Below are 26,618 nucleotides of genomic sequence, written 5' to 3'. Positions count from 1 at the left end.
CTATCGCGAACCCGGCCTCCGCCGGGTTCGTGCTTTATGCTATGTCCAGTCATTACTTACGCATTTTTCAGCAGCCGAAATCAGCCATTTTGCTGATCCTTGGCTTCGCCTCCGGTCTGCCGCTGGCCCTCACCTCCGGTACCCTGCAGGCCTGGATGACGGTGGAAAATATCGATCTGAAAACGATCGGTTTTTTCTCGCTCGTCGGCCAGGCCTATGTCTTTAAATTCCTCTGGTCCCCGCTGATGGACCGCTACACGCCGCCGTTTCTTGGGCGTCGTCGCGGCTGGCTGTTGACCACCCAGGTATTACTCCTGCTGGCGATCGCGGCGATGGGCTTTCTTGAGCCGGTAACCCAATTACGCTGGATGGCGGCGCTGGCGGTGGTGATCGCCTTCTGCTCGGCGTCGCAGGATATTGTGTTCGACGCCTGGAAAACCGACGTGTTGCCAGCAGAAGAGCGTGGCGCCGGCGCCGCGATCAGCGTGCTGGGCTATCGCCTGGGGATGCTGGTCTCAGGTGGACTGGCCCTGTGGCTTGCCGACCGCTATCTCGGCTGGCAGGGGATGTACTGGCTGATGGCGGCGCTGCTGGTGCCCTGCATCATCGCCACGCTGCTGGCGCCCGAACCGAGCGACGTTATCCCGGTTCCCAGATCGCTCGAGCAGGCGGTAGCCGAACCGCTGCGCGATTTTTTCGGCCGCAACAACGCCTGGCTGATTCTGCTGCTCATCGTCCTTTATAAGCTTGGCGATGCGTTTGCCATGAGCCTGACCACCACCTTCCTGATCCGCGGCGTGGGATTTGACGCTGGCGAAGTGGGAATGGTGAACAAAACCTTAGGCCTGTTCGCCACCATTCTCGGCGCCCTGTACGGCGGCGTCCTGATGCAGCGGCTGACGCTGTTTCGGGCACTGCTCATTTTCGGTTTGCTGCAGGGGGTCTCTAACGCCGGCTACTGGCTGCTGTCGATTACCGATAAGCACCTCTATTCCATGGCGACCGCGGTATTCTTTGAAAACCTGTGCGGGGGAATGGGGACGGCGGCATTTGTCGCGCTGCTGATGACGCTATGTAATAAGTCGTTCTCCGCCACCCAGTTCGCGCTGCTCTCGGCGCTCTCTGCGGTCGGTCGCGTATACGTTGGGCCGATTGCCGGCTGGTTTGTCGAGGCTCACGGCTGGTCGACCTTCTATCTCTTCTCTGTCGTTGCGGCGGTGCCGGGGATTGCCCTATTGCTGCTGTGCCGGCAAACGCTTGAGCATACCCAACGCACCGCAAGCTTTATGCCGCGTAGCGAGTTCCCGCAGGCCTATGCGCTGGCGCTGGGGATCCTGACTCTGGGCTGCCTGCTGCTCGCGGTGTGGCTGGCGCTGCTGATCCTCAACGCGCTGGATTATACGTCGTTCTCCTTCCTGTCCGGCCTGCTGGAGGTTGCCGCGCTCACCGCCGTCGGCGGGATTTTGTTCGGCGGCCTGCTTGACTATCTGGCGCTGCGTAAAACCCGCCTGATTTAAGGATCCAGCATCATTATTAGCCGTTGTAATTACGAAACGTAATTATAACGGCTTATTAACGCTTTTATATTGTCCGCCGCGCTATTTGTTGTTTTGTGCGTTTTTGATTTCTGGAAATTATTGACAGTTTTCGTTCGATTCTTTAAATAATTTAACCGATTCAGCTCCGGGGATTTTATTTTTCGTTTTCACAATGTCTTTTATTTGATAATTAAATGTTAAACAATTGTTCTAATTTATGGGTGGTTATGCCCATTAGCCGCTAAGCACTCCTTTTCTTATCCCTTTCGTTATCAATCCCGCGAAAATCAGGCTTTGCAAGCGATTAAGTAACACTACGTTACATATGTGACAAACCAAGCAGAAGCCGCTAACACAGAACTGACAGAGATCCAATCATGTTTACAGTAATGCAACCTTACCGTAAAATGCCCATACACTTTAAACGCCACCAGATCCCGTGGAATTGAGGTCGTTCAATGAGACTCAGGAAATACAATAAAAGTTTGGGATGGATGTCATTAATCGCAGGTACTGTATTACTCAGTGGTTGTGATTCTGCACTCCTTGACCCAAAAGGACAGATTGGACTGGAGCAACGCTCTTTGATTCTGACGGCCTTCGGCCTGATGATGATTGTCGTTATTCCCGCCGTCTTGATGGCAGTAGGATTTGCCTGGAAGTATCGCGCGAGCAATAAAGATGCGAAGTATAGCCCGAACTGGTCACACTCCAACAAAGTGGAAGCTGTGGTCTGGACGGTACCTATTCTGATCATCCTGTTCCTGGCCGTTCTGACCTGGAAAACCACTCACGCACTGGAGCCAAGCAAACCGCTTGTCCATGACGAGAAGCCAATCACCATCGAAGTCGTATCGATGGACTGGAAATGGTTCTTTATCTATCCGGAACAGGGTATTGCTACCGTTAACGAAATCGCCTTCCCGGCGAACGTACCGGTACACTTCAAAGTGACCTCTAACTCGGTGATGAACTCGTTCTTTATTCCGCGCTTAGGTAGCCAGATTTATGCAATGGCCGGTATGCAGACTCAGCTGCACCTCATTGCTGACGAAGCTGGTACTTATGACGGTATCTCCGCTAGCTACAGTGGCCCGGGCTTCTCAGGTATGAAGTTCAAAGCGATTGCCACCCCGGATCGGGCGACTTTCGATCAGTGGGTTGCAAAAGCCAAACAGTCTCCGAACTCCATGGACTCCATGGCCGCGTTCGAGAAAGTGGCTGTGCCTAGCGAATACAACAAAGTGGAATATTTCTCTAACGTGAAACCGGATCTGTTCAAAGATGTTGTGAACAAATTCATGTCTCACGAGAGCATGAACATGTCTAAACCTGAAGGCGAGCACGCTGCTCACGACGGGATGGAAGGCATGGACATGAGCCACGCGGAAACCGCTCACTAAGGGGCCGAGGAAGAAAACGATGTTCGGAAAACTTACACTGGATGCAGTGCCCTACCACGAACCTATTATCGTGGTAACGGTGGCTGCGATTATCATTGGGGGACTGGCGCTTCTGGCAGCCATCACTTACTTCGGTAAGTGGTCCTACCTATGGAACGAGTGGCTGACTTCTGTCGACCACAAACGTCTCGGTATCATGTACGTTATCGTGGCAATCGTCATGCTGCTGCGTGGCTTTGCTGACGCCATCATGATGCGTAGCCAGCAGGTGCTGGCTTCGGCCGGGGAAGCCGGCTTCCTGCCGCCTCATCACTACGATCAGATCTTTACCGCCCACGGCGTTATCATGATCTTCTTCGTGGCGATGCCGTTTGTTATCGGTCTGATGAACCTGGTGGTTCCGCTTCAGCTCGGCGCGCGCGACGTAGCCTTCCCGTTCCTCAACAACCTGAGCTTCTGGTTCACCGTTGTGGGCGTGATTCTGGTTAACCTGTCTCTGGGCGTTGGTGAGTTCGCGCAGACCGGTTGGCTGGCCTATCCGCCGCTGTCGGGAATTGAGTACAGTCCTGGCGTAGGGGTTGATTACTGGATTTGGGCGCTGCAGCTCTCCGGTATCGGTACTACCCTGACCGGTATTAACTTCTTCGTGACCATTATCAAGATGCGCGCCCCGGGCATGACCATGTTCAAGATGCCAGTATTCTCCTGGGCATCTCTGTGCGCTAACATCCTGATTATCGCCTCGTTCCCAATTCTGACCGTCACCATCGCGCTGCTGACCCTGGATCGTTACCTGGGCACCCATTTCTTTACCAACGATATGGGTGGCAACATGATGATGTACATCAACCTGATTTGGGCCTGGGGTCACCCGGAAGTGTACATCCTGGTTCTGCCGGTGTTCGGGGTCTTCTCCGAAATCGCCGCGACCTTCTCGCGTAAGCGTCTGTTCGGTTACACCTCTCTGGTATGGGCAACCGTCTGTATTACCGTTCTGTCGTTCATCGTTTGGCTACACCACTTCTTCACCATGGGTGCTGGCGCGAACGTAAACGCCTTCTTCGGTATTACTACCATGATTATCGCGATCCCGACCGGGGTTAAGATCTTCAACTGGCTGTTCACCATGTATCAGGGTCGCATCGTCTTCAACTCGGCGATGATGTGGACTATCGGCTTTATCGTGACCTTCTCCGTAGGTGGGATGACCGGCGTGCTGCTGGCGGTACCGGGCGCGGACTTCGTTCTGCACAACAGCCTGTTCCTGATTGCGCACTTCCATAACGTTATCATCGGCGGCGTAGTGTTCGGTTGCTTCGCAGGTCTGACCTACTGGTGGCCGAAAGCCTTTGGCTTCACCCTGAACGAAACCTGGGGCAAACGCGCTTTCTGGTTCTGGATCATCGGCTTCTTCGTAGCGTTTATGCCGCTGTACGTGCTGGGCTTCATGGGTATGACCCGTCGTCTGAGCCAGCAGATCGATCCGCAGTTCCACCCGATGCTGGTTATTGCAGCTTGCGGTGCAGCGCTGATCGCCTGCGGTATTCTGTGCCAGCTGATTCAGTTCTACGTGTCTATTCGCGACCGCGATCAGAACCGTGACCTGACCGGTGACCCGTGGGGTGGCCGTACGCTGGAGTGGGCAACCTCTTCTCCACCGCCGTTCTACAACTTCGCTATCGTTCCTCAGGTTCACGAACGTGATGCCTTCTGGGAAATGAAAGAGAAAGGTGAAGCGTACAAACAGCCTGCTCACTATGAAGAAATTCATATGCCGAAAAACAGCGGCGCCGGCATCGTGATTGCCGCCTTCGCTACGGTATTTGGTTTCGCCATGATCTGGCATATCTGGTGGATGGCGATCGCCAGCTTCATCGGCATCGTAGCGACCTGGATTATTAAGAGCTTTGACGAGGACGTGGATTACTACGTACCGGTTGCAGAAGTCGAAAAACTGGAAAAACAGCATTTCGATGAGATTAACAAAGCAGGGCTGAAAAATGGCAACTGATACTCTTGCGCATACTGCCCACGCGCATGAACACGGGCACCATGATACAGGACCGATGAAGGTATTCGGTTTCTGGATCTACCTGATGAGCGACTGCATTATCTTCGCTACGCTGTTTGCTACCTATGCCGTTCTGGTGAACGGCACGGCCGGCGGACCGACGGGCAAAGATATTTTTGAACTGCCGTTCGTTCTGGTTGAAACCGCACTGCTGCTGTTCAGCTCCATCACCTACGGCATGGCGGCTATCGCCATGTACAAGAACAACAAAAGCCAGGTGGTTTCCTGGCTGGCGTTGACCTGGTTGTTTGGCGCCGGATTCATCGGGATGGAAATCTATGAATTCCATCACCTGATCATGGAAGGCTTTGGTCCGGATCGTAGTGGCTTCCTGTCCGCGTTCTTCGCGCTGGTCGGCACCCACGGTCTGCACGTGACCTCCGGTCTTATCTGGATGGCGGTGCTGATGTTCCAGGTTTCACGTCGTGGCCTGACCAGCACTAACCGCACGCGTATCCTGTGCCTGAGCCTGTTCTGGCACTTCCTGGACGTCGTGTGGATCTGCGTGTTCTCGGTTGTCTATCTGATGGGGGCGATGTAATGAGTCATTCTACCGATCATAGCGGCGCTTCTCACGGCAGCGTGAAGAGCTACATGACAGGATTTATCCTGTCCATCATCCTGACGGTCATTCCGTTCGCCATGGTGATGAGTGGCTCCGCCTCGCATGCGGTTATCCTTGGCACCATTCTGGTGACCGCTGTGGTGCAGATCGTGGTACACCTCGTGTACTTCCTGCATATGAACAGCAAGTCCGATGAAGGTTGGAACCTGACCGCATTTATCTTCACCGTAATCATCATTGCGATCGTGGTTGTCGGCTCCATCTGGATTATGTGGAACCTGAACTACAACATGATGATGCACTAAGAGCGGCGAGTATGTTTAAGCAATACCTGCAAGTAACGAAACCAGGCATTATTTTTGGCAACCTGATCTCCGTGATCGGCGGTTTCCTGCTGGCCTCCAAAGGCCACATCGACTATCCGCTGTTCGTCTGGACGCTCCTTGGAGTATCCCTGGTGGTCGCCTCGGGTTGTGTATTCAACAACTACATCGACCGGGACATCGATCGTAAGATGGAACGGACGAAAAACCGGGTGCTGGTCAAAGGGCTGATCTCGCCAGAAGCTTCGCTGGTGTACGCCACCTTGCTGGGTATTGCTGGCTTCATGCTGCTGTGGTTCGGCGCTAACCCGCTGGCCTGCTGGCTGGGGGTGATGGGGTTCGTGGTTTATGTCGGCGTCTACAGCCTGTACATGAAACGCCACTCCGTCTACGGCACGCTGATTGGCTCACTCTCCGGCGCTGCGCCGCCGGTGATTGGCTACTGCGCGGTCACCGGTGATTTCGACAGCGGTGCGGCGATCCTGCTGGCTATCTTTAGCCTGTGGCAGATGCCTCACTCCTACGCCATCGCGATTTTCCGCTTTAAGGATTATCAGGCGGCGAATATTCCGGTGCTGCCGGTGGTGAAAGGCATTTCGGTCGCCAAAAACCATATTACGCTGTACATCGTCGCCTTTGCCGTGGCAACCCTGATGCTCTCGCTGGGCGGCTACGCCGGGTATAAATACCTGGTCGTGGCGGCAGCGGTCAGCGTCTGGTGGCTGGGCATGGCGCTGCGTGGCTATAAAGTGGCCGATGATAAAGTCTGGGCGCGTAAGCTGTTCGTCTTTTCTATCGTCGCCATCACCGCGCTGTCCGTGATGATGTCCGTTGACTTTATGGTGCCGGATTCACATAGTCTGCTGGCTTACGTGAGATAATTACGCACTCCCGTACGATCTAAAGCCCCGTATTTACGGGGCTTTTTCTTTCCTGTTTCATCATCGCTTTCTTTCTCATTTCATACTTCCCTCCCCTCCCCCGTCGCTTTCCCGCTATCTTTCATATCAAAAAATGAGGAAAAATTGAGCCAGTACGCATCGGGCATCACTCGCGCCGCACGGTCCTGCGATGCTACCTTTCGCCGGGGCTCTTGCCCCTTTGGGAAATAATCACTACAAGGAATTGCAATGAAAGAGTTAACACTGAACGAAATGGAGTATATCTCCGGTGGCTTTAATCTGTTCGGCGCAGCCAGCGGCTTCGCCAGCTTTGTCGCCAACTCTGGCGTCGGCTTCACCTCTTTTGTTCTGACCTCCGGCACCGCATTTGCCTCCTTCGTCGGCGACAGCGCGATGGCGTTTGGTTCCTTCCTGACCGGACAGTCAAACTGGGAAACCTTTGTGACCGCCGGAAAGGAAAACTGGGGAAGCTTTGTTAACACCGCCGGCAACAGCTGGAATACTTTCGTGAATAACGCGGCCAGCGACTGGAACACCTTTCTGACCAAAGCGTCGGCCTAAGCGACGTCTATCTTAGGGCAGCGCCACTGGCTGCCCTGTTTAACCCACCAGCATCGCCTGCGCGCTGTAGAGCAGATCGAGGTGATCGCGGCATAACGCTTCCAGCGAAGTGCGCGATTGATGACTGGTCAGACTCAGCGCCCCCCACCAGGTCCCTTCCCTGTCGGTTAACGGCACCGCCAGCACCAGCATGCCAATCTCAAACTCCTGCTCAATGGTGGCGTATCCCTGGCGCCGTACCTGGGCGATTTTCTCCATCAGCGACGCGATATCGGTCACCGTATAGGGGGTACGTTGTTCCCGGGTTATGCGCTGCAGGACGGTCTCACACTCTGCTTCCGGCAGCGAAGCCAGCCACAGTCGCCCCCCGGCGGTACAGAAAATGGGCACCCGCTCCCCAAGCCGCACCGACGTAGAGTTGAACGGCGTATGCCGACTGCGGGCGATATAGACCAGTTCATCTTCATCCACCACCCCCACCGAGGCGTGCTCTTCGGTCCGGCTGGCGATGTATTCGACAATCGGCCGTACCATGCGAGGAAACTGCGCCGAATCGACATAGGCCTGGCCAAGCCGCAGCGTCTTTGGGGTAAGCCAGTAATAGCGCCCGTCGGTTTGCAGATAGCGCTCATGCAGGAGCGTCAGCAGAAAACGTCGCGCGGCGCTTTGCGTCAGGCCGCTCATTTTCGCCGTCTGGGCGACGGTGAGCTTTGGGCAGGTTTTGGAAAAAAGCTGAATTAGCGCCAGCCCTTTTTGTAAACCGACGATCAGATCGCGTGGATGAATGGTGTTTTGCATATTCGCTCACATTTTTGCAACATCATTATCGATTTCCTGCGATTATCGCAGCGTTCGTGCGATTAACAACCGACATGTCCGAATTCTGCGTTGTCGCTCCCAGCTTCCACTGAAATACTTTCACAACATTCATTTAACAAATGAGGTTTGAAATGGTCAGTGGAACTACCCAGGTTGTCGCCGTGATTGGTCATCCGATCGCCCAGGTGAAATCGCCAGATAACTTCAACCGCTACTTTGCCGAACAGCACATGGACAGCATTATGATCCCGGTGGATATCGTCCCGGACGCGGTGGCCGCCTACCTCAACGCCCTGCGCGGCTGGCAGAACATGACCGGCGTGCTGGTGACGGTGCCGCATAAACAACGCGCCGCCGCGCTGGTCGACGACCTCACGCCGCGCGCCCGCCGACTCAACGCCGTCAATGTGATCCGCAAGCTGGCGGATGGCCGCCTGCAGGGCGATATGCTGGACGGCGTCGGCTTTCAGCTCGCCGCCGAGGCGCAGGGTTTTCAGCCGGCAGGTAAGCAGGCGATGCTCTCCGGTTGCGGCGGCGTCGGCAGCGCCATCGCCTGGGGACTGTGCGAGGCGGGGATCCGTCGGCTGGCCCTGCACGATCAAACCCCGGCCACCCGGCAGCGCCTGCATGACCTTCTGGCTGAGGCCTTTCCGGCGGTGCAACTGAGCGCGCTGCCAGACACCCTTTACGGCCTCGATCTACTGGTTAATGGCTCACCGGCCGGCATGGCCGGATTTGATGAGCTGCCTCTACCGCAGGCGCTGCTGGATACGCTCGACAGCACCACTCATGTGGCCGACGTTGTCACCGCCCCGGTGATGACGCCGTTGCTCACTTTCGCCGCCGCACGTGGTTGTAAAGTACAGACCGGGCCGGAAATGGCGCTGGCGCAGATGAGGCTGATGGGCCAGTTTATCGGCGCCATCCCGCAGGCGCAGGGAGCGGCGGCATGAAGAGCTGGGATGTGATCGTCATCGGCAGCGGCGCGGCCGGTTTTGCCGCCGCGGTCACCGCCTGCTGTAAAGGGCTGTCGGTGCTGATGCTGGAGAAAGCCGGCCAGTTCGGCGGCACCTCGGCCATCTCCGGCGGCGCCGTGTGGCTGCACGATACCGACCAGGCGCGCGCCGAGGGCAAAAGCGGTAGCGCCGAGGCGATGAAAACCTACCTGCGAACCATTATCGGCGAGGGCCAGTACCGAGAAGATCTTGCCGAAGCGTTTGTCAGCGCCGGGCGGGAGGCGCTGGCCTTTCTCGAGCGTGAGGGGGCAGTAAAGTACAGCCTGCGTCCGCTCTCGCCCGATTACTATCCGGATGAACCCGGCGCAGTCGACGTCGGTCGTGCGCTGGAGGTGGTGGAGTATGACGGCCGTGAACTGGGGGACGCGTTTCGCGACCTGCGTTCACCGCCGCCGGGGATGCTGCTGTTTGGCGGGATGATGGTCAACCGCGTCGATATTCAACATTTTCTCGACATGCGCCGCTCGCTGCGCTCCCTGGCCCATTGCACCCGGCTGCTGCTGCGCTATGCCCGCGACCGGGTGAAGTACCCTCGCGGTACCCGCCTGGCGATGGGCAATGCGCTGATTGCCCGCATGGCGACTACGGCGCTGCGTAAAGGCATGAACCTGCGGCTGAATGTCAATGTTCTGACGCTGTGCGAAGCGCAAGGCGCGGTCCGCGGGGTGGAGATTGAGTATCAGGGGCAAAGAGAGACGCTGCACGCCCGCCGCGGGGTGGTGCTGGCCGCAGGCGGCTTCGCCGCGGGCGCGCTGGCGGCGCGCTATCGGCCGCACACCCGCGAGCATTTCACCATGTCGCCGCCGGCCAACGATGGCGCCGCGCTGCATCTCGCGGCGGCGCTTAACGCTCGCGAGGGAGCCGATCGGGCCTCCAACTTTTTCTGGGCGCCGGTATCGGTGCTGACCCGGGCCGACGGCAGCGAGGAGCGCTTCCCCCATCTGGTAACCGATCGCGCAAAACCGGGCGTGATTGCCGTCAATCAGCGGGCGGTACGCTTCGTCAACGAGTCCAGCTCCTATCACCATTTCGCCAGCGCAATGCAGGATGCAGCGGAAAATGCCCCCTGTTTTTTACTCTGCGACGCCCAGGCGATGAAGCGTTATGGCCTCGGGCTGGCGCGCCCGGCGCCGGTCAATAATGACGCCCTGGTCGCCGCTGGCTATCTGCACAAAGCCGATACCCTGGCCGCGCTGGCGCAACAGCTTGGTCTGGATGCCCAAACCCTGAGCGAGACGGTAGCCCGCTACAACCGTGACGCCGCGCAGGGCGTAGATCGGGAATTTGCTAAAGGCGGCAACAGCTATAACCGGGCGATGGGCGATCCGGGCCATCAGCCTGACGCCTGTAATGCCCCCCTGCTCAGCGCGCCGTTCTATGCCATCAAACTTTATACCGGCGATCTGGGGACCTCACGGGGCCTGGTCACCACCGCCGATGCCCAGGTCGTCAATACCCAAGGAAACCCCATCCCGGGGCTGTACGCGGTGGGAAACGACATGGATTCGCTGATGGCCGGCACCTATCCGGGCCCCGGCATCACCCTCGGCCCGGGGCTGACGTTTGGCTATCTCGCCGCCTGCCATCTGGCACAACGCTCCACCCACTAATCAGGAAAACATCATGATCTACGAAAAACGCACGTACACCATCAATCCGCTGAAAATGGCCGACTGGCTGGCGCTGTACCAAAGCGATGCCCTGGCGGTGCAAACCGACCATCTCGGCCAGCTAATCGGCTTCTTTTTTACCGAGATCGGCGTGGTCAATCAGGTAGTGCATATCTGGGCTTATGAAAGCCTGGACGATCGTCTGGTGCGCCGCGCGCGGATGGCCCAGGACGAACGCTGGCAGACCTTCTCGCGCAAAAATCGCGAACTGGCCGCCGTGGAACGCCTCGAGTCGGTGCTGATGCGCCCCACCGCTTTTTCACCTCTGCAGTAAGGAGTCCAACATGAGCGGGCCTGTGAAGGTGGATGTGCTGGTGGTCGGCTCCGGCGCCGCGGGGCTCTCTGCCGCGGTGACTGCGGCGATGCACGGCGCCAGCGTCATGGTGGCGGAGAAAGCGTCAGTGCTCGGCGGAACCAGCGCCTGGTCCGGCGGCTGGCTGTGGATCCCCCGCAACCCGCTGGCGCGGGCGGAGGGCATCGACGAAGCAGCCGACGCGCCGCTGACCTATCTGCAGCATGAGATGGGGGGCGAAGCCGCCGATATTCGTCTGCAAACCTTCCTGCGTTACGGGCCGGAGATGGTGGAATTTTTCCATCAGCGGACGGCGGTGCAGTTTCTCTCGGGCAGCGCCATGCCGGACTTTCACCCGTCGCCGGGTGCGGCGAACGGTGGGCGGTCGGTCACCGCGCAACCCTACGATGGCCGCCTGCTCGGCGACTGGCTCCATCGCCTGCGTCCGCCGCTGGAGACCATTAGCCTGGGCGGGATGGGCATCGCCGGCGGCGCGGATATGGCGCATTTTTTCAATGCCACCCGCTCGCCGCGCTCCGCGCTGTATGCTGCCCGCCGCCTGCTGCGCCACGGCTGGCAGCGGCTACGCGCCGGACGGGGGCAGCATCTGGTCAATGGCAATGCGCTGGTCGCCCGTCTGCTGCGATCCGCCCTCGACGCCGGCGTGCGTTTTCAGCTCAATGCCCCGGTGGTCCGGCTGCTGCAGGGTCCGCCGGGCGTGTCCGGCGCGGTGCTGCGCAGCGACGGCGGGGAGATTCACGTCGAAGCTGGCGCCGTGGTGCTGGCCTGCGGCGGTTTTCCCCACGATCGCCAGCGGCTGGCGCAGGTGGTGCCTCACGCTGCGGAGGGTTACGGCCATTTCTCCGCCGCACCGCCGGACAATCAGGGCGAGGGGATCAGGCTTGGCGAATCCGTCGGCGGCCAGTTCGACACTTCCCTGCGCCACCCGCTGGCCTGGGCGCCGGTGTCCCGCGTCACTCTGGCCAGCGGCCAGCAGCTAATGTTTCCTCATCTGGTGGAGCGCGCCAAACCCGGGGTGATCGCCGTCCTGCCCAACGGCAAACGTTTTGTTAACGAGGCCGACTCTTATCATGACTTTATCGCCGCCCTGCTGGCGGCCACACCCGCGGGCGACACGCCGCAGGCCTGGCTGCTGGCCGATCGTCGCGCGCTGCGTCGCTACGGCCTGGGCCACGCCAGACCGTTCCCGTTCACCCCCACCGCCTGGCTGCGTACCGGCTATCTGCAGCGAGGAAACACCCTGGCGGAGCTGGCGAAGCAGTGCGCTATCGACGCCAATGCGCTGGCGGAAACCGTTGAACGCTTTAACCACTTCGCCAGCGCTGGCGAAGACGTCGATTTTCACCGCGGGGCATCAGCCTATAACCGCGCCCAGGGTGACCATCAGGTGACGCTCGGACCGCTGCGCGAAGGGCCGTTCTACGCGGTGCGCATTCTGCCCGGCTCGCTGGGCACCTTCAGCGGATTGCAAACCGACGAACACGCCCGGGTGCTGGATGAACAGCAGCTGCCGATACCGGGCCTGTACGCCATCGGCAACGACATGTCGAGCGTGATGCGCGGCTATTACCCCAGCGGAGGGATCACCCTCGGGCCCGCCATGACCTTCGGCTATCTGGTGGGTAAAGGCCTGACAAAAAAAACAAATATAAACAATAACATAACTTGATTTCCACGAATGGATGCACCCTAACTCTCTTCACCTGCAACTGTACCGGAGCCCTTTATGAACAAGCGTACCCTATCGCTCGCCGCGCTGACCCTGCTCGATGTCCCTCCCCCCGAACAGGTGCGGATTGCGGCCAGAACCGGTTTTACCCACGTTGGGCTGCGACTGCTCCCCGCCACACCGACCGACCCGGACTACGACATGCTGGGCGATACCCCGGCCGTCCGGGCGACGCTCGCCGCGTTGATGGAAACTGGCATCCGCGTGTCGGACGTGGAGATCGTCCGCCTGACCCCCGGGTTTACCCTCGACGATCGGCTGCAGCGTTTTATGGAGACCGCCGCGCGTCTTGGCGCCGGACAGGTGTTAGTCGCCGGCAATGATGACAACCTTCAGCGCAGCGCTGACAACCTCGCCATCCTCGCCGCGGCCGGTCGTCCATTTGGGCTGACCATGAATCTTGAGCCGATGCCCTGGACCCAGTTGCGCAACATCGCCGCAGCGCAAGCACTAATCGCCGCCAGCGGGCGGGAAGACATCGGCATTCTGGTGGACGCTCTCCATTTCTGGCGCGCGGGAGAATCGCTCGCCGCCCTCTCCAGCCTGCCCGCGCATCATCTCAACTATATGCAACTCTGCGATGGCGCGGCGCAGAGGCCGGAGAGCGAGCAGGAACTTATCCGCCAGGCCCGCTCGGCGCGCAACGTGCCGGGGGAAGGCGGTCTGGATCTGCATGGTCTAATGTCGGCCCTGCCGGCGACGCTGCCGGTCTCTCTCGAAGTGCCGCTTGACGGCGAGCAAGGCGCCCTGCCGCCTCTTCAGCGGGCGCAGTTACTGTTCGATGCCGCGCAGCCCTACCTGCGCGCCTGCGCATAAGGAATACGCTATGACACAGACTCAACGCCTGGATGTCAGAGAGTTAATAAATCGTAACCCGCTGAGCCGATTTCAGAAGCTAATTATATTTCTCGGCTTTTGCGTCATCGCTCTCGATGGTTTTGATATCGCGATCATGGGCTTTATCGCCCCGACGCTAAAGCTGGAATGGGGGGTAAGCAACCACCAGCTGGGTCTGGTGATCAGCGCCGCGCTGATCGGCCTCGCGCTGGGGGCGATTTTCTCCGGCCCGCTCGCCGACTGGCTGGGACGTAAGAAAATCATCATCAACAGCGTTTTCTTCTTCGGTTTCTGGACCATCGCCACCGCCTTCTCGCACAACGTAGAACAGATGATGTTCTTTCGCTTTATGACTGGCCTCGGGCTGGGCGCCGCGATGCCGAATATCGGGACGCTGGTGTCGGAATACGCCCCGGAACGCCAGCGTTCATTTATTATCACCGTCATCTTTTGCGGCTTCACCTTCGGCGCGGCGGCGGGAGGATTTTCGGCATCGTGGCTGATCCCCCAGTTTGGCTGGCACTCGCTGATGGCGCTCGGCGGTATTCTGCCGCTGCTGTTTGCCCCCCTGCTCATCTGGCTGCTGCCGGAATCGGTTCGTTTTCTGGTGATCAAACAAGCGCCCGCGGCGCGCATACGCGCCATTCTTAACCGTCTCTATCCCGGACAAATCAGCGACAATGTGAGGTTTATCCTGCCGGCGCAGCCAGCGGCCGGCAACGCGATGCGCATTGTCCTCTCCCGCCAGTACGGTTTCGGCTCGCTGATGCTATGGCTGGTCTACTTTATGGGGCTGTTCCTGGTCTATATCCTCGGCAGCTGGCTGCCAACGCTGGTTAAAGCGGTAGGAATGACCGTTAGCCAGGCGGCCATCATGACGGCGATTTACCAGGCGGGCGGCACCCTCGGCTCGTTGTTTGCCGGCTGGCTGATGGACAGGATCAACCCCCATCGCGCGCTGGGGATAATCTACGCCGTTGGCGGCCTGTTCACCATGGCGATGGGCTACGCCGCGGGCAGCTTTGCCTTGCTCTGTATGCTGGCGTTTATCAGCGGCGCCTGCCTGAACGGCGCGAATACCGGCATGAACGCCCTCTCCGCCCGCTACTACCCTACACAGGCGCGGGCGACGGGATCCAGCTGGATGCACGGCGTCGGGCGCATCGGCGCCATTCTCAGCGCCTTTGCCGGCGCCGAGATGATGGCGCTCAACCTGCCCTTTGAAAGCGTCTTTTTGATCCTCGGTATCCCGGCAGCCCTCACCGTCGCAGGCCTGGCGGCGAAGGGCATCTTTGCGGCCGGTCATCCTCCCGTCGCTTCAACTTCCCCCGCGTCTGTGCGCGGAGCGTCATAGCGGCATCTGGTTCCCGGTGCAATCGGCGGATTGCACCGCCTTCAGCAGCTAATAAAGAAAATTTATTTCATATTTTGTTGAAACGAAAAAACGCCCGCAATAATCTGGACGACTCCGGCAGGCGATATCCCGCCCTCACCTTTTCAACCAAGCGCAAAAGAAACTATCGCTAATTCGATCCCCCTCGCATATATGGAAAATAAATTCCACAACGCAATTGAAACAGAATGAACATTTCCTTAAGTTGAAGTCAGTCTATCCGGATGCGCGTTGCCGCAGGCGTCGGCATTGAGCGCCTCAGAGTGCAAATGATTTCAAAAAGGAGAGCACCATGTTAAACGGCCTGAAACCCTTATCCCGTTCCCTGCGCTGGGGCATGGTCGGCGGCGGGGGAACCAGTCAGATCGGCTACAGCCACCGCTGTGCGGCGCTGCGTGACAATGTTTATACCCTGCTGGCCGGCGCGCTTGACGTCGATGCCGAGCGCGGGCGCGCGTTTGGTGAGCAACTGGGCATCGCGCCGGATCGCTGCTACGCCGACTACCAGACCCTGTTTCGCGAAGAGGCGCAGCGCCCTGACGGGATCGAGGTCGTCTCGGTCACCACCCCGAACAATACCCATTTCGCCATCACCAAAGCGGCGCTGGAGGCGGGACTCCACGTTATCTGCGAAAAGCCCCTCTGCTTTACCGCCGAAGAGGCGCGCGAGCTGGTGGATCTGAGCAAAAAACAGAACAAAATCGTCGGCGTCACCTACGGCTATGCCGGCTATCAGATGATCCAGCAGGCGCGGCAGATGATTGCCGATGGACTGCTCGGCGAGATCCGCATCGTTAACATGCAATTCGCCCACGGCTTCCATAACCAGGCCGTCGAGCTGCAGGCAGAATCCACCCGCTGGCGAGTAACACCGAAGTTTGCCGGGCCCAGCTATGTGCTTGGGGATCTGGCCACCCATCCGCTGTTTGTCGCCGAAACCATGGCGCCGCAGCTCAATATCAAACGGCTGATGTGCTCCCGTCAGAGCTTTGTTCCCTCCCGCGCGCCGCTGGAAGATAACGCCTTTGTCCTGATGGAATATGACAACGGCGCGGTTGGCTCGATGTGGACCAGCGCGGTCAACAGCGGCGCCATGCACTCGCAAAAAGTGCGCATCGTCGGCGAAAAAGCAAGCATTGAATGGTGGGATGAGCATCCTAACCAGCTCAGCTATGAGGTGCAGGGCGAGCCGGCGCGTATTCTGGAACGTGGGATGCCCTACCTGTCGCCGAACGCGCTGGCGGATGACCGCATTGGCGCCGGCCATCCGGAAGGGCTGTTCGAAGCCTGGGCCAACCTCTATCGCCGCTATGCGCAGGCGATTGACGCCACGGATCGCGACGATCGCGCCTTCCTGCAAGACTTCTGGTATCCGGACGTCGAAGCCGGGCTGCACGGCGTCTATTGGGTAGAGCAGTGCGTCAAATCGGCTGACGCTGGCAGCCAGTGGGTTGACTTTACTTTACCTTAATTTTCCCCCTCGCCAGTGGAGTCCCCCTCCACTGGTTTATTGATTTTTACCAACTTGTCGCATCGCGCAACAGCCCCGTAATATCTGTTAAACAAACATTTATTTACGCTTCTTACCCCCCGCCGCTACACTAGGCGCAGTTTTTATATTGAGGTGGTAATGAACGATAACAAAATGACGCCAGGGGAACTGCGCGCGACCTGGGGTTTGGGGACAGTATTCTCCCTGCGCATGCTTGGCATGTTTATGGTCCTGCCGGTTCTGACCACGTATGGAATGGCGTTGCAGGGTGCCAGTGAAGCGCTGATTGGCCTGGCGATCGGTATCTACGGCCTGGCGCAGGCGGTGTTCCAGATCCCCTTCGGACTGTTATCTGACCGTATTGGCCGTAAGCCATTGATCGTCGGCGGCCTGCTTATCTTCGTGCTCGGCAGCGTCATCGCCGCGCTCACCGACTCCATCTGGGGCATCATTCTTGGCCGCGCCCTGCAGGGCTCCGGCGCCATCGCCGCCGCGGTTATGGCCCTGCTGTCCGATCTCACCCGCGAACAGAACCGCACCAAAGCGATGGCCTTTATCGGCGTCAGCTTCGGCGTCACCTTCGCCATCGCCATGGTGCTGGGGCCGATTGTCACCCACCAGCTGGGTCTGCACGCGCTGTTCTGGATGATCGCCATCCTGGCGACCGTCGGCATCCTGCTCACCCTGTGGGTGGTGCCCAACAGCCATAACCATGTCCTTAACCGCGAATCCGGGATGGTGAAGGGCTGCTTTAGCAAGGTGCTGGCGGAGCCGCGCCTGCTGAAGCTTAACTTTGGCATCATGTGCCTGCACATTATGCTGATGTCCACTTTTGTCGCCCTGCCCGGACAACTGGAGGCCGCCGGCTTCCCGGCCGCCGAGCACTGGAAGATTTACCTGGTCACCATGGTTATCTCATTCATCTCGGTGGTGCCGTTTATCATCTACGCCGAAGTGAAGCGCAAGATGAAGCGCGTCTTCCTGCTCTGCGTCGCCATCCTGCTGATTGCGGAAATTGTCCTCTGGGGCGCCGGAGGCTACTTCTGGGAGCTGGTGGCGGGCGTTCAGCTCTTCTTCCTGGCGTTTAACCTGCTGGAAGCGCTGCTGCCGTCGCTAATTAGCAAGGAGTCTCCGGCGGGCTACAAAGGCACCGCGATGGGCGTCTACTCCACCAGCCAGTTTCTCGGCGTGGCGATTGGCGGCGCGCTTGGCGGCTGGGTCGATGGTTTCTTTGATTCGCAAACCGTGTTTCTGCTGGGCGCCCTGCTGGCGATGCTGTGGCTGCTGGTGGCCAGCACCATGAGCGAGCCGCCGTACGTCAGCAGCCTGCGGGTGGAGGTGCCGGACGGCGTGGTGGTCGACAGCGCGCTGCAGGCGCGTCTGCTGAGCGCCAGCGGGGTTCATCAGGCGCTGGTGGTACCCGAGGAGCGTTCGGTGTATATCAAAATCGACAGCAAGGTCACCAACCGCTTCGAGATAGAGCAGCTCATCAAAGGGGTATAAAAAAAGCGGGGAATTCCCCGCTTTTTGCTGTCTGCCCGCCGCCTTAGTCGCGGAAGTTTTTGAACTGGAACGGCTGTCCCAGATCGCCACCGCGCACCAGCGCCATCACCGACTGCAGATCGTCGCGGGACTTACCGGTCACGCGGATCTCTTCGCCCTGAATCTGGGCCTGCACTTTCAGCTTGCTGTCTTTGATCATTTTAACGATCTTCTTCTGCACCGCGCTTTCAATGCCCTGCTTCAGCTTCGCTTCAACAAACCAGGTTTTACCGCTGTGCACGATATCTTCCGGTACGTCGAGGGAGGTGCCTTCAATGCCGCGCTTGAGCAGCTTGGCGCGCAGGATATCCAGCAGCTGGTTCACCTGGAAGTCAGACTCGCTCAGCACTTTAATGGTCTTGTTGGCGTCGTTTAATTCAAAAGTGGCTTCAACGCCACGAAAATCAAAACGCGACTCGACTTCGCGGCTCGCGTTGTCCACCGCGTTACGGGCTTCCTGAAGATCAACTTCAGAGACAATATCGAAAGATGGCATCTTTTCCTCTCCTTCCGTTTCTTTTGCGTTGCATAATACCTGCAACGCGGCATAACTCAACTTGTTATCCCGGAAGCTTAGCTGATTACGCAACGCTCGCGCTATTTTCCCCGTGATGTCCGACGATGCGAAAAGCGACGAGATAGACTTTAGCCATCAGCGCCTGGGATAGCGGCAGATGAGGAGGAACAATGAAAGTAACCGTACTGGGATGCGGTGCGCTGGGACAACTATGGCTGACCGCGTTGTACAAACAGGGACATGAAGTCCAGGGCTGGCTGCGCGTACCGCAGCCATTCTGTAGCGTCAACGTCATTGAAACCGATGGCTCAGTGTTCAACGAATCGCTGACGGCCAACGACCCCGATTTTCTCGCCAGCAGCGAGCTGCTTATCGTCACCTTAAAGGCCTGGCAGGTGTCGAATGCGGTAAAGCACCTGGCCGGGATCCTGTCGGACACCACGCCAATTGTGCTGATTCATAACGGCATGGGCACCGTCGAGGAGCTGCGCGGCGTGAAACAGCCATTGCTGCTGGCCTCCACGACCCAGGCGGCGCGGCGCGATGGGAATGTCATCATCCACGTTGCCCAGGGCACCACGCATATCGGACCGGCAAAAAGCTACGAGGGGGACTACAGCTATCTCGCAGAAGTTCTGCAGAGCGTGCTGCCGGATGTCGCCTGGCATAACAATATCCACTCGGCCATCTGGCGCAAGCTGGCGGTTAACTGCGTGATTAACCCTCTGACCGCGCTCAAAGGGTGTAAAAACGGCGATCTGCGCGACTATACGCAGGAAGTTGCGGCCATTTGTCGCGAGGTGGCGGCGGTGATGGAGCGCGAAGGTATTCATACCTCGGCGGAAAACCTGCTATTTTATGTCGAACAGGTAATTGAAAGTACGGCAGAAAATATCTCTTCCATGCTGCAGGACGTTCGCGCCCAGCGGCATACAGAGATCGACTACATCACCGGTTTTCTGCTCAACCGCGCCCGCGCCCACGGCGTCGCCGTACCGGAAAACGCCCGCTTATTTGAATTGATCAAGCGTAAGGAGAATGAATATGAGCGCGTCGGCACTGATTTGCCTCGCCCCTGGTAGCGAAGAGACCGAAGCGGTCACCACTATCGACCTGCTGGTCCGCGGCGGAGTAAAGGTGACCACCGCCAGCGTCGCCAGCGACGGCAGCCTGACCATCGTCTGTTCGCGCGGCGTCAAACTGCTGGCGGATGCGCCGCTGGTCGAGGTGGCCGATGGTGATTTCGATATCATCGTCCTCCCGGGCGGTATCAAGGGCGCAGAGTGCTTCCGCGACAGCACGCTACTGGTGGAAACCGTCCGCCAGTTTCATCTCTCTGGGCGCATTGTGGCCGCCATCTGCGCCGCCCCGGCGACCGTGCTGGTACCCCATAATCTGTTCCCGATCGGCAACATGACCGGTTTTCCGGCGCTGAAGGAACATATCCCCGCCGAGCAGTGGCAGGATAAAAGAGTGGTCTGGGATCCGCGGGTGAATCTGTTAACCAGCCAGGGTCCGGGGACTTCGATTGATTTCGCCCTGAAAATGATCGATCTGCTGGTGGGGCGCGAGAAAGCGTATGAGGTCGCCTCACAGCTGGTGATGGCCGCTGGCATCTATAATTACTACGAAGCCTGATAGCCGGTCCGCGCCGCGGGCTGGCTCCCCTTTTCCTGAGGAGTCGCAGCATGTCCCGGAGCGCAACCGATTCTCGCGATCTTGTAATCAGCCGCCTGCTCAGCGCGCCCGCCCCAGCCCTGTGGCGCGCGTGGGCCGACGCGGCATTACTCCGAACCTGGTGGTGCCCGAAGCCCTGGCAAACCGAGGTTCTGGCCTTTGATTTTCGCGCCGGCGGGGCCTTTCACACCGTGATGCACGGGCCTGACGGTGAACGCAGCGATAACCCCGGCTGTTTTCTTGAGGTTATCCCGCAACAAAAAATCGTCATGACCTCGATGCTGACGGCGGATTATCGCCCCGCCGTTTCCCCCTTCGCGATGACGGCCATCATCACCTTTGCCGATGAACAGGGCGGGTGTCGCTATACGGCTACGGTGCTGCATGCCGATGATGAAACCCGCGAGCAGCATGAGCAGATGGGATTTTTCGAGGGCTGGAATATTGTCATCGATCAGCTCAATGACCTGGCGCTGACCCTGCGCTAATATACTCCCCTGCCAATAGTAAAAAGGCCTTCCATCAGGGAAGGCCTTTTGCATCATAACAATCTGTTACGGGCGATAAACTTTCACGTTGCTGAAGCCCTGCTCGCGCAAATAAAGCGCCTGCAGACGGCTCATCACCCCGCGCTCGCACCACAGCAGCCAGGTTTTGCTCTGATCGAGATCGCCAAATTTGGTGCTTAGCTTGTAGAACGGCAGGGAAACAACCTCAACCCCCTCGACCTTCAGCGGCTTGTCTTCCTGCTCGTCGATGGAGCGAATGTCGAGGATCGCGTCGTTGGCGCCAAAGCCGGTCACGGTTTCCACTTCCACCACCGTCTCTTCCGTCTGCTGGGCGATCTCGCGGATATCGATATTGCTCGCCTCTTCCACCACTTTATCAAGGATGCTGAAATCGAAGTGTTCTTCTTCCGCTTCAATCTTCGCCTTCACCGCCTTCACGGTCGGGCTCTTGGAGATCACGCCGCAATATTCCGGCATGGTGCGGGCGAAATCTTCCGTGCCGATCTCACGCGCCAGGTCGATGATGTGCTCTTTATCGTGCGAAATCAGCGGGCGCAGGATCAGAGTATCGGAGACGTTATCGATCAGGCGCAGGTTAGTGAGGGTCTGACTGGAGACCTGGCCGAGCGCTTCGCCGGTGACCAGCGCCTGCACGCCATAGCGTTCCGCGACTTTTGACGCGGCGCGGACCATCATGCGCTTGAGCACGACGCCCATCTGGCCGTCGTCCACTTTTTCAAGGATTTCGCCGACTACTGGCTCAAAGTTAATCGCCACAAAGCGAACGCGGTGTGAGCTGCCGAAGCGGTTCCACAGATAATGCGCAACCTGGCGGACGCCAATCTCATGGGCGGCGCCGCCAAGGTTAAAGAAGCAGTAATGAACGCGGCAGCCGCGGCGCATCAGCATGTAGCTGGAGACGCCGGAGTCAAAGCCGCCGGAGATCAGCGACAGCACATCTTCCTGGGTGCCGATCGGGAAACCGCCGATGCCTTCATAGCGGCCTTTCACCAGCAGCAGGCGATCGTTTTCAATCTCGAGATTGACAGTGACGTCCGGGTCGGTCAGCTTCACGCGCGCCGTTTCAATATGCTGATTCAGACCGCCGCCGACGTAGCGTTCCACTTCAATTGAGGTGAATTCATGTTTGCCGCGACGCTTCACTCGCACGCAGAAGGTTTTGCCTTCCAGCGCCTCGCGCCACAGCGGCAGCGTCTGCTCGAAAATATCGTGCAGCGAGGTGAACGGCACGTCTTCGACTTCCAGAATATGGTGGATGCCGGGGATACGGGTCAGCGCATCGCGAATAGCCGGGCGCTGATTTTCATCTTTCGCGCGAACTTCGATATGATCCCAATGACGGACGACGGCCAGCGTCTCATCATAGTTTTTGAGAACGTTACGAATGTTCCCGGTTAAGATTTTAATGAAGCGCAACCGCACAGATTGGCTTTTGATGGTGATTTCCGGGAACAATTTAATGATAAACTTCATAGCGACAATAGTTCGTTGGCAAGCCCGACGGGGCTATAAGCAAAAGTTGTAAAGCAGCGCACACCGGTGCCTGCATCCTGGGCGCGGAGTATATCACCATTGCGCGTTATTTGCTTACACGCGTGACTTCGTTACCATACCCGGTATTGCCGTCGCGACATAACAAGAGTCTACATTCACTATGCCAAAGAAAAATGAGGCCCCGGCCAGCTTTGAAACTGCTCTGGGCGAACTGGAGCAGATCGTTAACCGTCTGGAAAGCGGCGATTTGCCGTTAGAGGAAGCGCTAAGCGAATTTGAGCGCGGCGTACAGCTGGCGCGCCAGGGGCAAAGTCAGCTGCAGAAGGCCGAACAGCGCGTGCAGATCCTGCTGGCGGATAGTGAAGATTCCCCGACCACGCCTTTTACGCCGGACGCTGAATAAATGGATTTCCCGCAACAATTGCAGGCCTGTGTGGAACAGGCAAACGAAGCGCTGCGCCGTTTCATCGCCCCGCAGCCCTTTCAGAACACTCCGCTGGTGGAAGCGATGCATTATGGCGCATTGTTAGGCGGTAAACGCCTGCGTCCCTTCCTTGTCTACGCCACCGGCGAGATGTTCGGCGTGTGCCGTACCACGCTGGATGCTCCTGCCGCGGCGGTCGAATGCATTCATGCCTACTCCCTGATGCATGATGATTTGCCGGCGATGGATGATGACGATCTGCGCCGCGGCCTGCCGACCTGCCATATTAAATTTGGCGAAGCCAACGCAATTCTTGCGGGAGATGCCCTGCAAACGCTGGCGTTCTCTATACTGAGTGATGCGCCGATGGTCGACGTTCCTGACCGGGACCGGCTGGCGATGGTTTCCGAACTGGCGCAGGCCAGCGGCGTGGCGGGCATGTGCGGCGGCCAGGCGCTGGATCTGCAGGCCGAGGGACAGCAGGTTGATTTACAGGCGCTGGAGCGTATCCATCGCCATAAAACGGGCGCCCTGATCCGCGCCGCCGTCCGGATGGGAGCCCTGAGCGCCGGCGAACGCGGCCGCGCTGCCCTGCCCGCGCTGGATCGCTATGCGGAAAATATCGGTCTTGCCTTCCAGGTCCAGGATGACATTCTCGACGTGGTAGGGGATACTGCGACCCTTGGCAAACGTCAGGGTGCCGACCAGCAATTGGGTAAAAGCACCTATCCCGCCCTCCTGGGTCTTGAGCAAGCCCGGAAGAAAGCGCACGACCTGATCGCTGATGCCCGCCGGTCGTTAGATGAGCTGGCCGCACAATCTCTGGATACTTCGGCACTGGAAGCGCTCGCGAATTACATTATTCAGCGCGATAAATAAACAAAAAATGAGTCTCTGATGAGTTTTGATATTGCCAAATACCCGACCCTGGCGCTGGTAGATTCCACCCAGGAGTTGCGCCTGTTGCCAAAAGAGAGCCTGCCGAAGCTATGTGATGAGCTGCGGCGCTATCTACTGGACAGCGTCAGCCGTTCCAGCGGTCACTTTGCCTCTGGCCTCGGCACGGTGGAACTGACCGTGGCGCTGCACTACGTGTATAACACGCCGTTCGATCGCCTGATCTGGGACGTCGGCCATCAGGCCTACCCGCATAAAATTCTGACCGGTCGCCGGGACAAAATCGGCACCATTCGTCAGAAAGGCGGCCTGCATCCCTTCCCGTGGCGCGGTGAAAGCGAGTATGACGTGCTGAGCGTCGGTCACTCCTCCACTTCCATTTCCGCGGGTATCGGGGTGGCTATCGCCGCCGCGAAAGAGGATAAGCAGCGGCGCGCGGTGTGCGTCATTGGCGACGGGGCGATCACCGCCGGCATGGCGTTTGAGGCGATGAACCACGCCGGGGATATCAAACCCGACCTGCTGGTGGTGCTGAATGACAATGAAATGTCGATTTCCGAGAACGTCGGCGCGCTGAACAATCATCTGGCGCAGCTGCTCTCCGGTAAGCTCTACTCCACCCTGCGCGAAGGGGGCAAAAAGGTCTTCTCCGGGGTGCCGCCGATTAAAGAGCTGCTTAAGCGTACCGAAGAGCATATCAAAGGGATGGTGGTGCCGGGCACGCTGTTTGAAGAGCTGGGCTTTAACTACATTGGCCCGGTGGATGGCCATGACGTGCTCGGTCTGGTCAGCACGCTGAAGAACATGCGTGACCTGAAAGGCCCGCAGTTCCTGCATATTATGACCAAAAAAGGCCGCGGCTATGAGCCCGCCGAGAAAGACCCGATCACCTTCCATGCGGTGCCAAAATTCGACCATACCAGCGGCGTACTGCCCAAAAGCAGCGGCGGCCTCCCTTCCTACTCGAAAATCTTCGGCGACTGGCTGTGTGAAACGGCGGCCAAAGACAACAAGCTGATGGCGATCACGCCGGCGATGCGCGAAGGTTCAGGGATGGTGGAGTTTTCGAAGAAATTCCCCGATCGGTACTTTGACGTCGCCATTGCCGAGCAGCATGCGGTCACCTTCGCCGCCGGGCTGGCGATTGGCGACTACAAGCCGGTGGTGGCGATCTACTCCACCTTCCTGCAGCGAGCCTACGATCAGGTGATCCACGATGTGGCTATCCAGAAGCTGCCGGTGCTGTTTGCTATCGACCGCGCCGGGATCGTCGGCGCAGACGGCCAGACGCATCAGGGAGCGTTCGATCTCTCCTTCCTGCGCTGTATTCCGGATATGGTGGTAATGACCCCGAGCGATGAAAATGAATGTCGCCAGATGCTGTACACCGGCTACCACTACAGCGACGGCCCCTGCGCGGTGCGCTATCCGCGCGGTAGCGGCACCGGCGCGACGCTCGAGCCGCTGGCATCGCTGCCGATCGGCAAAGGGGTGGTGAAACGTCAGGGCGAGAAAATAGCGATCCTCAACTTTGGCACCCTGCTGCCGGAAGCCGCGGCGGTAGCGGACAAACTCAACGCCACCCTCGTGGATATGCGCTTTGTGAAGCCGCTGGATACCGCGCTGATCCTCCAGCTGGCCGGCGAGCACGACGCGCTGGTGACGCTGGAAGAGAACGCCATCATGGGCGGCGCCGGCAGCGGCGTGAACGAAGTGCTGATGGCCCATCGCCGGGCGGTACCGGTGCTCAATATTGGCCTGCCGGATTATTTTATTCCTCAGGGCACTCAGGAAGAGATCCGCGCCGACCTCGGCCTTGATGCCGCCGGTATTGAAGCCAAAATCCGCGACTGGCTGGCATAATTGCCCCTTCCGCTCCTGCTATGCTTAAGGGATACCCTTGATGAATAGCAGGAGCGCACTATGCACTATATCCCCCTCGGTGATACTGCCTTACGTGTTTCCCGACTCTGCCTCGGCTGCATGACCTTCGGCGAGCCGGACCGCGGCAGACACGCCTGGACGCTTCCGGAAGAGAGCAGCCGCCCGCTTATCCAGCACGCCATTGAAGGCGGCATCAACTTCTTCGATACCGCAAATAGCTACTCCGACGGCAGCAGCGAAGAGATCGTTGGCCGCGCCCTGCGCGACTTTGCCCGCCGTGACGAGGTGGTTGTCGCCACCAAGGTGTATCACCAGGTCGGCGATCTGGCGGAAGGACTTTCCCGGGCGCAGATCCTGCGCTCTATCGACGACAGCCTGCGCCGTCTCGGGATGGACTATGTCGACCTGCTGCAGATCCACCGCTGGGACTATACCACCCCGATTGAAGAGACGCTCGAAGCGCTGGACGAGGTGGTGAAAGCCGGCAAAGCGCGCTATATCGGCGCCTCGTCCATGCATGCCCGACAGTTTGCCCAGGCGCTGGCGCTCCAGCAGCAGAACGGCTGGGCGCGCTTCGTCACCATGCAGGATCACTACAACCTGATTTACCGGGAAGAAGAGAATGAGATGCTGCCCCTGTGCCAACGTAACGGCGTAGCGGTGATCCCGTGGAGTCCGCTGGCGCGCGGCAGGCTAACCCGCCCCTGGGGTGAGACCACCGCCCGGCTGGTCTCAGATGAGTTCGGCAAAACGCTTTACAGCGCCAGTGAAGAAAACGATGCGCAGATCGCCGGGAATCTCGCGGACGTGGCGGAAGAACTCGACGCCAGCCGCGCCCAGGTCGCCCTCGCCTGGCTGTTAAGCAAACCCGGCGTCGCCGCGCCGATTATCGGCCCGTCGCGTCAGGAACAGCTCGATGATCTGCTGCAGGCGGTGGATTTGACGCTCTCCCCGGAACAGATCGACAAGCTGGAGGCGCCGTATCAGCCGCATCCGGTGGTGGGATTTAAGTGAAGGGCGT

The 26,618-nt window shown here is 58.7% G+C and carries 25 protein-coding genes; 22 read left to right on the top strand and 3 right to left on the bottom strand.

Annotated elements, in window-relative coordinates; translation table 11 throughout:
- Positions 1 to 41: 41 nt before the first annotated feature.
- The 7 genes from ampG to KHQ23_RS03020 all read left to right on the top strand — a co-directional run bounded on the left by ampG (position 42) and on the right by KHQ23_RS03020 (position 7,363).
- Entirely contained in the window at positions 42 to 1,517 is a 1,476-nt protein-coding gene (gene ampG / locus KHQ23_RS03050) for a muropeptide MFS transporter AmpG (protein ID WP_004178749.1), read from the top strand.
- Positions 1,518 to 1,996: 479 nt separating this feature from the next.
- Positions 1,997 to 2,941: a cytochrome o ubiquinol oxidase subunit II gene (gene cyoA / locus KHQ23_RS03045; RefSeq protein WP_002891641.1), complete on the top strand. Its 945-nt coding sequence runs from the start codon at positions 1,997 to 1,999 to the stop codon at positions 2,939 to 2,941.
- 19 nt (positions 2,942 to 2,960) lie between these two features.
- A complete protein-coding gene (cyoB, locus tag KHQ23_RS03040) occupies positions 2,961 to 4,952 on the top strand; it encodes a cytochrome o ubiquinol oxidase subunit I (RefSeq protein WP_002891638.1) in 1,992 nt (663 codons plus the stop codon).
- A complete protein-coding gene (locus KHQ23_RS03035; RefSeq protein ID WP_002891635.1) occupies positions 4,942 to 5,553 on the top strand; it encodes a cytochrome o ubiquinol oxidase subunit III in 612 nt (203 codons plus the stop codon). The genes cyoB and KHQ23_RS03035 overlap by 11 nt, the downstream gene beginning before the upstream one ends.
- Positions 5,553 to 5,882 carry a cytochrome o ubiquinol oxidase subunit IV gene (locus KHQ23_RS03030; protein ID WP_002891634.1) on the top strand — a complete coding sequence of 110 codons (330 nt, stop codon included), beginning with the start codon at positions 5,553 to 5,555 and terminating at the stop codon, positions 5,880 to 5,882. Before KHQ23_RS03035 ends, KHQ23_RS03030 begins: the two co-directional genes overlap by 1 nt.
- Positions 5,883 to 5,893: 11 nt before the next feature.
- The gene (cyoE, locus tag KHQ23_RS03025; protein ID WP_002891629.1) at positions 5,894 to 6,781 is read left to right on the top strand and encodes a heme o synthase; all 888 of its coding nucleotides are present in this window, start codon (positions 5,894 to 5,896) and stop codon (positions 6,779 to 6,781) included.
- 249 nt (positions 6,782 to 7,030) lie between these two features.
- Positions 7,031 to 7,363 (top strand): hypothetical protein, encoded by a 333-nt coding sequence (locus tag KHQ23_RS03020; protein ID WP_004178748.1) that lies wholly within the window; start codon positions 7,031 to 7,033, stop codon positions 7,361 to 7,363.
- 39 nt (positions 7,364 to 7,402) lie between these two features.
- Here the strand turns inward: KHQ23_RS03020 and KHQ23_RS03015 are convergent, their stop codons facing one another.
- Positions 7,403 to 8,161, bottom strand: a complete 759-nt coding sequence (locus tag KHQ23_RS03015) for an IclR family transcriptional regulator C-terminal domain-containing protein (protein ID WP_002891624.1) — start codon at positions 8,159 to 8,161, stop codon at positions 7,403 to 7,405.
- A gap of 152 nt (positions 8,162 to 8,313) precedes the next feature.
- Here KHQ23_RS03015 and KHQ23_RS03010 point away from each other — a divergent pair, with 152 nt between their 5' ends.
- From KHQ23_RS03010 to KHQ23_RS02975, 8 genes are all read left to right on the top strand, one after another.
- Complete coding sequence (locus tag KHQ23_RS03010; protein ID WP_032434106.1) at positions 8,314 to 9,135, top strand: shikimate dehydrogenase; 822 nt, start codon at positions 8,314 to 8,316, stop codon at positions 9,133 to 9,135.
- On the top strand, positions 9,132 to 10,808 hold the full coding sequence (locus KHQ23_RS03005) for an FAD-dependent oxidoreductase (protein WP_032434105.1): 1,677 nt from the start codon (positions 9,132 to 9,134) through the stop codon (positions 10,806 to 10,808). Before KHQ23_RS03010 ends, KHQ23_RS03005 begins: the two co-directional genes overlap by 4 nt.
- Positions 10,809 to 10,821: 13 nt before the next feature.
- Positions 10,822 to 11,142: an NIPSNAP family protein gene (locus KHQ23_RS03000; RefSeq protein ID WP_002891541.1), complete on the top strand. Its 321-nt coding sequence runs from the start codon at positions 10,822 to 10,824 to the stop codon at positions 11,140 to 11,142.
- A gap of 10 nt (positions 11,143 to 11,152) precedes the next feature.
- Positions 11,153 to 12,850, top strand: a complete 1,698-nt coding sequence (locus KHQ23_RS02995; protein ID WP_004151339.1) for an FAD-dependent oxidoreductase — start codon at positions 11,153 to 11,155, stop codon at positions 12,848 to 12,850.
- 57 nt (positions 12,851 to 12,907) lie between these two features.
- Entirely contained in the window at positions 12,908 to 13,726 is an 819-nt protein-coding gene (locus KHQ23_RS02990; RefSeq protein ID WP_002891476.1) for a sugar phosphate isomerase/epimerase, read from the top strand.
- Positions 13,727 to 13,736: 10 nt separating this feature from the next.
- The gene (locus KHQ23_RS02985; protein ID WP_002891473.1) at positions 13,737 to 15,101 is read left to right on the top strand and encodes an aromatic acid/H+ symport family MFS transporter; all 1,365 of its coding nucleotides are present in this window, start codon (positions 13,737 to 13,739) and stop codon (positions 15,099 to 15,101) included.
- A 331-nt stretch (positions 15,102 to 15,432) separates the two neighbouring features.
- Complete coding sequence (locus KHQ23_RS02980; protein WP_047694329.1) at positions 15,433 to 16,611, top strand: Gfo/Idh/MocA family protein; 1,179 nt, start codon at positions 15,433 to 15,435, stop codon at positions 16,609 to 16,611.
- Positions 16,612 to 16,770: 159 nt separating this feature from the next.
- Positions 16,771 to 18,135 (top strand): MFS transporter, encoded by a 1,365-nt coding sequence (locus KHQ23_RS02975; protein WP_004144660.1) that lies wholly within the window; start codon positions 16,771 to 16,773, stop codon positions 18,133 to 18,135.
- A 43-nt stretch (positions 18,136 to 18,178) separates the two neighbouring features.
- Here the strand turns inward: KHQ23_RS02975 and yajQ are convergent, their stop codons facing one another.
- On the bottom strand, positions 18,179 to 18,670 hold the full coding sequence (yajQ, locus tag KHQ23_RS02970; RefSeq protein WP_012068356.1) for a nucleotide binding protein YajQ: 492 nt from the start codon (positions 18,668 to 18,670) through the stop codon (positions 18,179 to 18,181).
- A 191-nt stretch (positions 18,671 to 18,861) separates the two neighbouring features.
- Here yajQ and panE point away from each other — a divergent pair, with 191 nt between their 5' ends.
- Genes panE through KHQ23_RS02955 form a run of 3 tightly spaced genes read left to right on the top strand, consistent with a single transcriptional unit; the run spans position 18,862 to position 20,856 of the window.
- Complete coding sequence (panE, locus tag KHQ23_RS02965) at positions 18,862 to 19,773, top strand: 2-dehydropantoate 2-reductase (protein ID WP_004178742.1); 912 nt, start codon at positions 18,862 to 18,864, stop codon at positions 19,771 to 19,773.
- Entirely contained in the window at positions 19,736 to 20,329 is a 594-nt protein-coding gene (yajL, locus tag KHQ23_RS02960) for a protein deglycase YajL (protein ID WP_002891460.1), read from the top strand. The genes panE and yajL overlap by 38 nt, the downstream gene beginning before the upstream one ends.
- A 50-nt stretch (positions 20,330 to 20,379) precedes the next feature.
- Complete coding sequence (locus KHQ23_RS02955) at positions 20,380 to 20,856, top strand: SRPBCC family protein (protein WP_020316526.1); 477 nt, start codon at positions 20,380 to 20,382, stop codon at positions 20,854 to 20,856.
- Between the two features lie 66 nt (positions 20,857 to 20,922).
- Here the strand turns inward: KHQ23_RS02955 and thiI are convergent, their stop codons facing one another.
- Positions 20,923 to 22,371: a tRNA uracil 4-sulfurtransferase ThiI gene (gene thiI, locus KHQ23_RS02950; protein WP_004151340.1), complete on the bottom strand. Its 1,449-nt coding sequence runs from the start codon at positions 22,369 to 22,371 to the stop codon at positions 20,923 to 20,925.
- 181 nt (positions 22,372 to 22,552) lie between these two features.
- On the opposite strand from thiI, the gene xseB reads away from it, so the two are divergent.
- Genes xseB through KHQ23_RS02930 form a run of 4 tightly spaced genes read left to right on the top strand, consistent with a single transcriptional unit; the run spans position 22,553 to position 26,611 of the window.
- The gene (gene xseB, locus KHQ23_RS02945; protein ID WP_002891398.1) at positions 22,553 to 22,795 is read left to right on the top strand and encodes an exodeoxyribonuclease VII small subunit; all 243 of its coding nucleotides are present in this window, start codon (positions 22,553 to 22,555) and stop codon (positions 22,793 to 22,795) included.
- The gene (gene ispA, locus KHQ23_RS02940) at positions 22,796 to 23,695 is read left to right on the top strand and encodes a (2E,6E)-farnesyl diphosphate synthase (RefSeq protein ID WP_004144656.1); all 900 of its coding nucleotides are present in this window, start codon (positions 22,796 to 22,798) and stop codon (positions 23,693 to 23,695) included.
- Between the two features lie 18 nt (positions 23,696 to 23,713).
- Positions 23,714 to 25,576 (top strand): 1-deoxy-D-xylulose-5-phosphate synthase, encoded by a 1,863-nt coding sequence (gene dxs / locus KHQ23_RS02935; protein ID WP_004144655.1) that lies wholly within the window; start codon positions 23,714 to 23,716, stop codon positions 25,574 to 25,576.
- Between the two features lie 60 nt (positions 25,577 to 25,636).
- Complete coding sequence (locus tag KHQ23_RS02930; RefSeq protein WP_004212253.1) at positions 25,637 to 26,611, top strand: aldo/keto reductase; 975 nt, start codon at positions 25,637 to 25,639, stop codon at positions 26,609 to 26,611.
- Positions 26,612 to 26,618 lie beyond the last annotated feature (7 nt).

This window comes from Klebsiella sp. 64 (genome assembly GCF_018223915.1).
Lineage (GTDB): Bacteria > Pseudomonadota > Gammaproteobacteria > Enterobacterales > Enterobacteriaceae > Klebsiella > Klebsiella pneumoniae.
Note: the sequence above shows the minus strand (reverse complement) of the source record. Positions and strands in the feature narration are given on the sequence as shown.

Excerpts from the sequence above, each read along its gene's own strand:
- KHQ23_RS02955 (WP_020316526.1), top strand. The coding sequence starts at position 20,380 with ATGTCCCGGAGCGCAACCGATTCTCGCGATCTTGTAATCAGCCGCCTG.
- panE (WP_004178742.1), top strand. The coding sequence starts at position 18,862 with ATGAAAGTAACCGTACTGGGATGCGGTGCGCTGGGACAACTATGGCTG.
- KHQ23_RS03020 (WP_004178748.1), top strand. The coding sequence starts at position 7,031 with ATGAAAGAGTTAACACTGAACGAAATGGAGTATATCTCCGGTGGCTTT.
- KHQ23_RS03005 (WP_032434105.1), top strand. The coding sequence starts at position 9,132 with ATGAAGAGCTGGGATGTGATCGTCATCGGCAGCGGCGCGGCCGGTTTT.
- KHQ23_RS03015 (WP_002891624.1), bottom strand. The coding sequence starts at position 8,161 with ATGCAAAACACCATTCATCCACGCGATCTGATCGTCGGTTTACAAAAA.
- KHQ23_RS02930 (WP_004212253.1), top strand. The coding sequence starts at position 25,637 with ATGCACTATATCCCCCTCGGTGATACTGCCTTACGTGTTTCCCGACTC.
- KHQ23_RS03030 (WP_002891634.1), top strand. The coding sequence starts at position 5,553 with ATGAGTCATTCTACCGATCATAGCGGCGCTTCTCACGGCAGCGTGAAG.
- KHQ23_RS02995 (WP_004151339.1), top strand. The coding sequence starts at position 11,153 with ATGAGCGGGCCTGTGAAGGTGGATGTGCTGGTGGTCGGCTCCGGCGCC.
- KHQ23_RS02975 (WP_004144660.1), top strand. The coding sequence starts at position 16,771 with ATGAACGATAACAAAATGACGCCAGGGGAACTGCGCGCGACCTGGGGT.
- KHQ23_RS02990 (WP_002891476.1), top strand. The coding sequence starts at position 12,908 with ATGAACAAGCGTACCCTATCGCTCGCCGCGCTGACCCTGCTCGATGTC.
- KHQ23_RS03010 (WP_032434106.1), top strand. The coding sequence starts at position 8,314 with ATGGTCAGTGGAACTACCCAGGTTGTCGCCGTGATTGGTCATCCGATC.
- KHQ23_RS02985 (WP_002891473.1), top strand. The coding sequence starts at position 13,737 with ATGACACAGACTCAACGCCTGGATGTCAGAGAGTTAATAAATCGTAAC.
- yajL (WP_002891460.1), top strand. The coding sequence starts at position 19,736 with ATGAGCGCGTCGGCACTGATTTGCCTCGCCCCTGGTAGCGAAGAGACC.
- cyoB (WP_002891638.1), top strand. The coding sequence starts at position 2,961 with ATGTTCGGAAAACTTACACTGGATGCAGTGCCCTACCACGAACCTATT.
- thiI (WP_004151340.1), bottom strand. The coding sequence starts at position 22,371 with ATGAAGTTTATCATTAAATTGTTCCCGGAAATCACCATCAAAAGCCAA.
- dxs (WP_004144655.1), top strand. The coding sequence starts at position 23,714 with ATGAGTTTTGATATTGCCAAATACCCGACCCTGGCGCTGGTAGATTCC.
- xseB (WP_002891398.1), top strand. The coding sequence starts at position 22,553 with ATGCCAAAGAAAAATGAGGCCCCGGCCAGCTTTGAAACTGCTCTGGGC.
- yajQ (WP_012068356.1), bottom strand. The coding sequence starts at position 18,670 with ATGCCATCTTTCGATATTGTCTCTGAAGTTGATCTTCAGGAAGCCCGT.
- ispA (WP_004144656.1), top strand. The coding sequence starts at position 22,796 with ATGGATTTCCCGCAACAATTGCAGGCCTGTGTGGAACAGGCAAACGAA.
- KHQ23_RS03035 (WP_002891635.1), top strand. The coding sequence starts at position 4,942 with ATGGCAACTGATACTCTTGCGCATACTGCCCACGCGCATGAACACGGG.
- KHQ23_RS02980 (WP_047694329.1), top strand. The coding sequence starts at position 15,433 with ATGTTAAACGGCCTGAAACCCTTATCCCGTTCCCTGCGCTGGGGCATG.
- cyoE (WP_002891629.1), top strand. The coding sequence starts at position 5,894 with ATGTTTAAGCAATACCTGCAAGTAACGAAACCAGGCATTATTTTTGGC.
- ampG (WP_004178749.1), top strand. The coding sequence starts at position 42 with ATGTCCAGTCATTACTTACGCATTTTTCAGCAGCCGAAATCAGCCATT.
- KHQ23_RS03000 (WP_002891541.1), top strand. The coding sequence starts at position 10,822 with ATGATCTACGAAAAACGCACGTACACCATCAATCCGCTGAAAATGGCC.
- cyoA (WP_002891641.1), top strand. The coding sequence starts at position 1,997 with ATGAGACTCAGGAAATACAATAAAAGTTTGGGATGGATGTCATTAATC.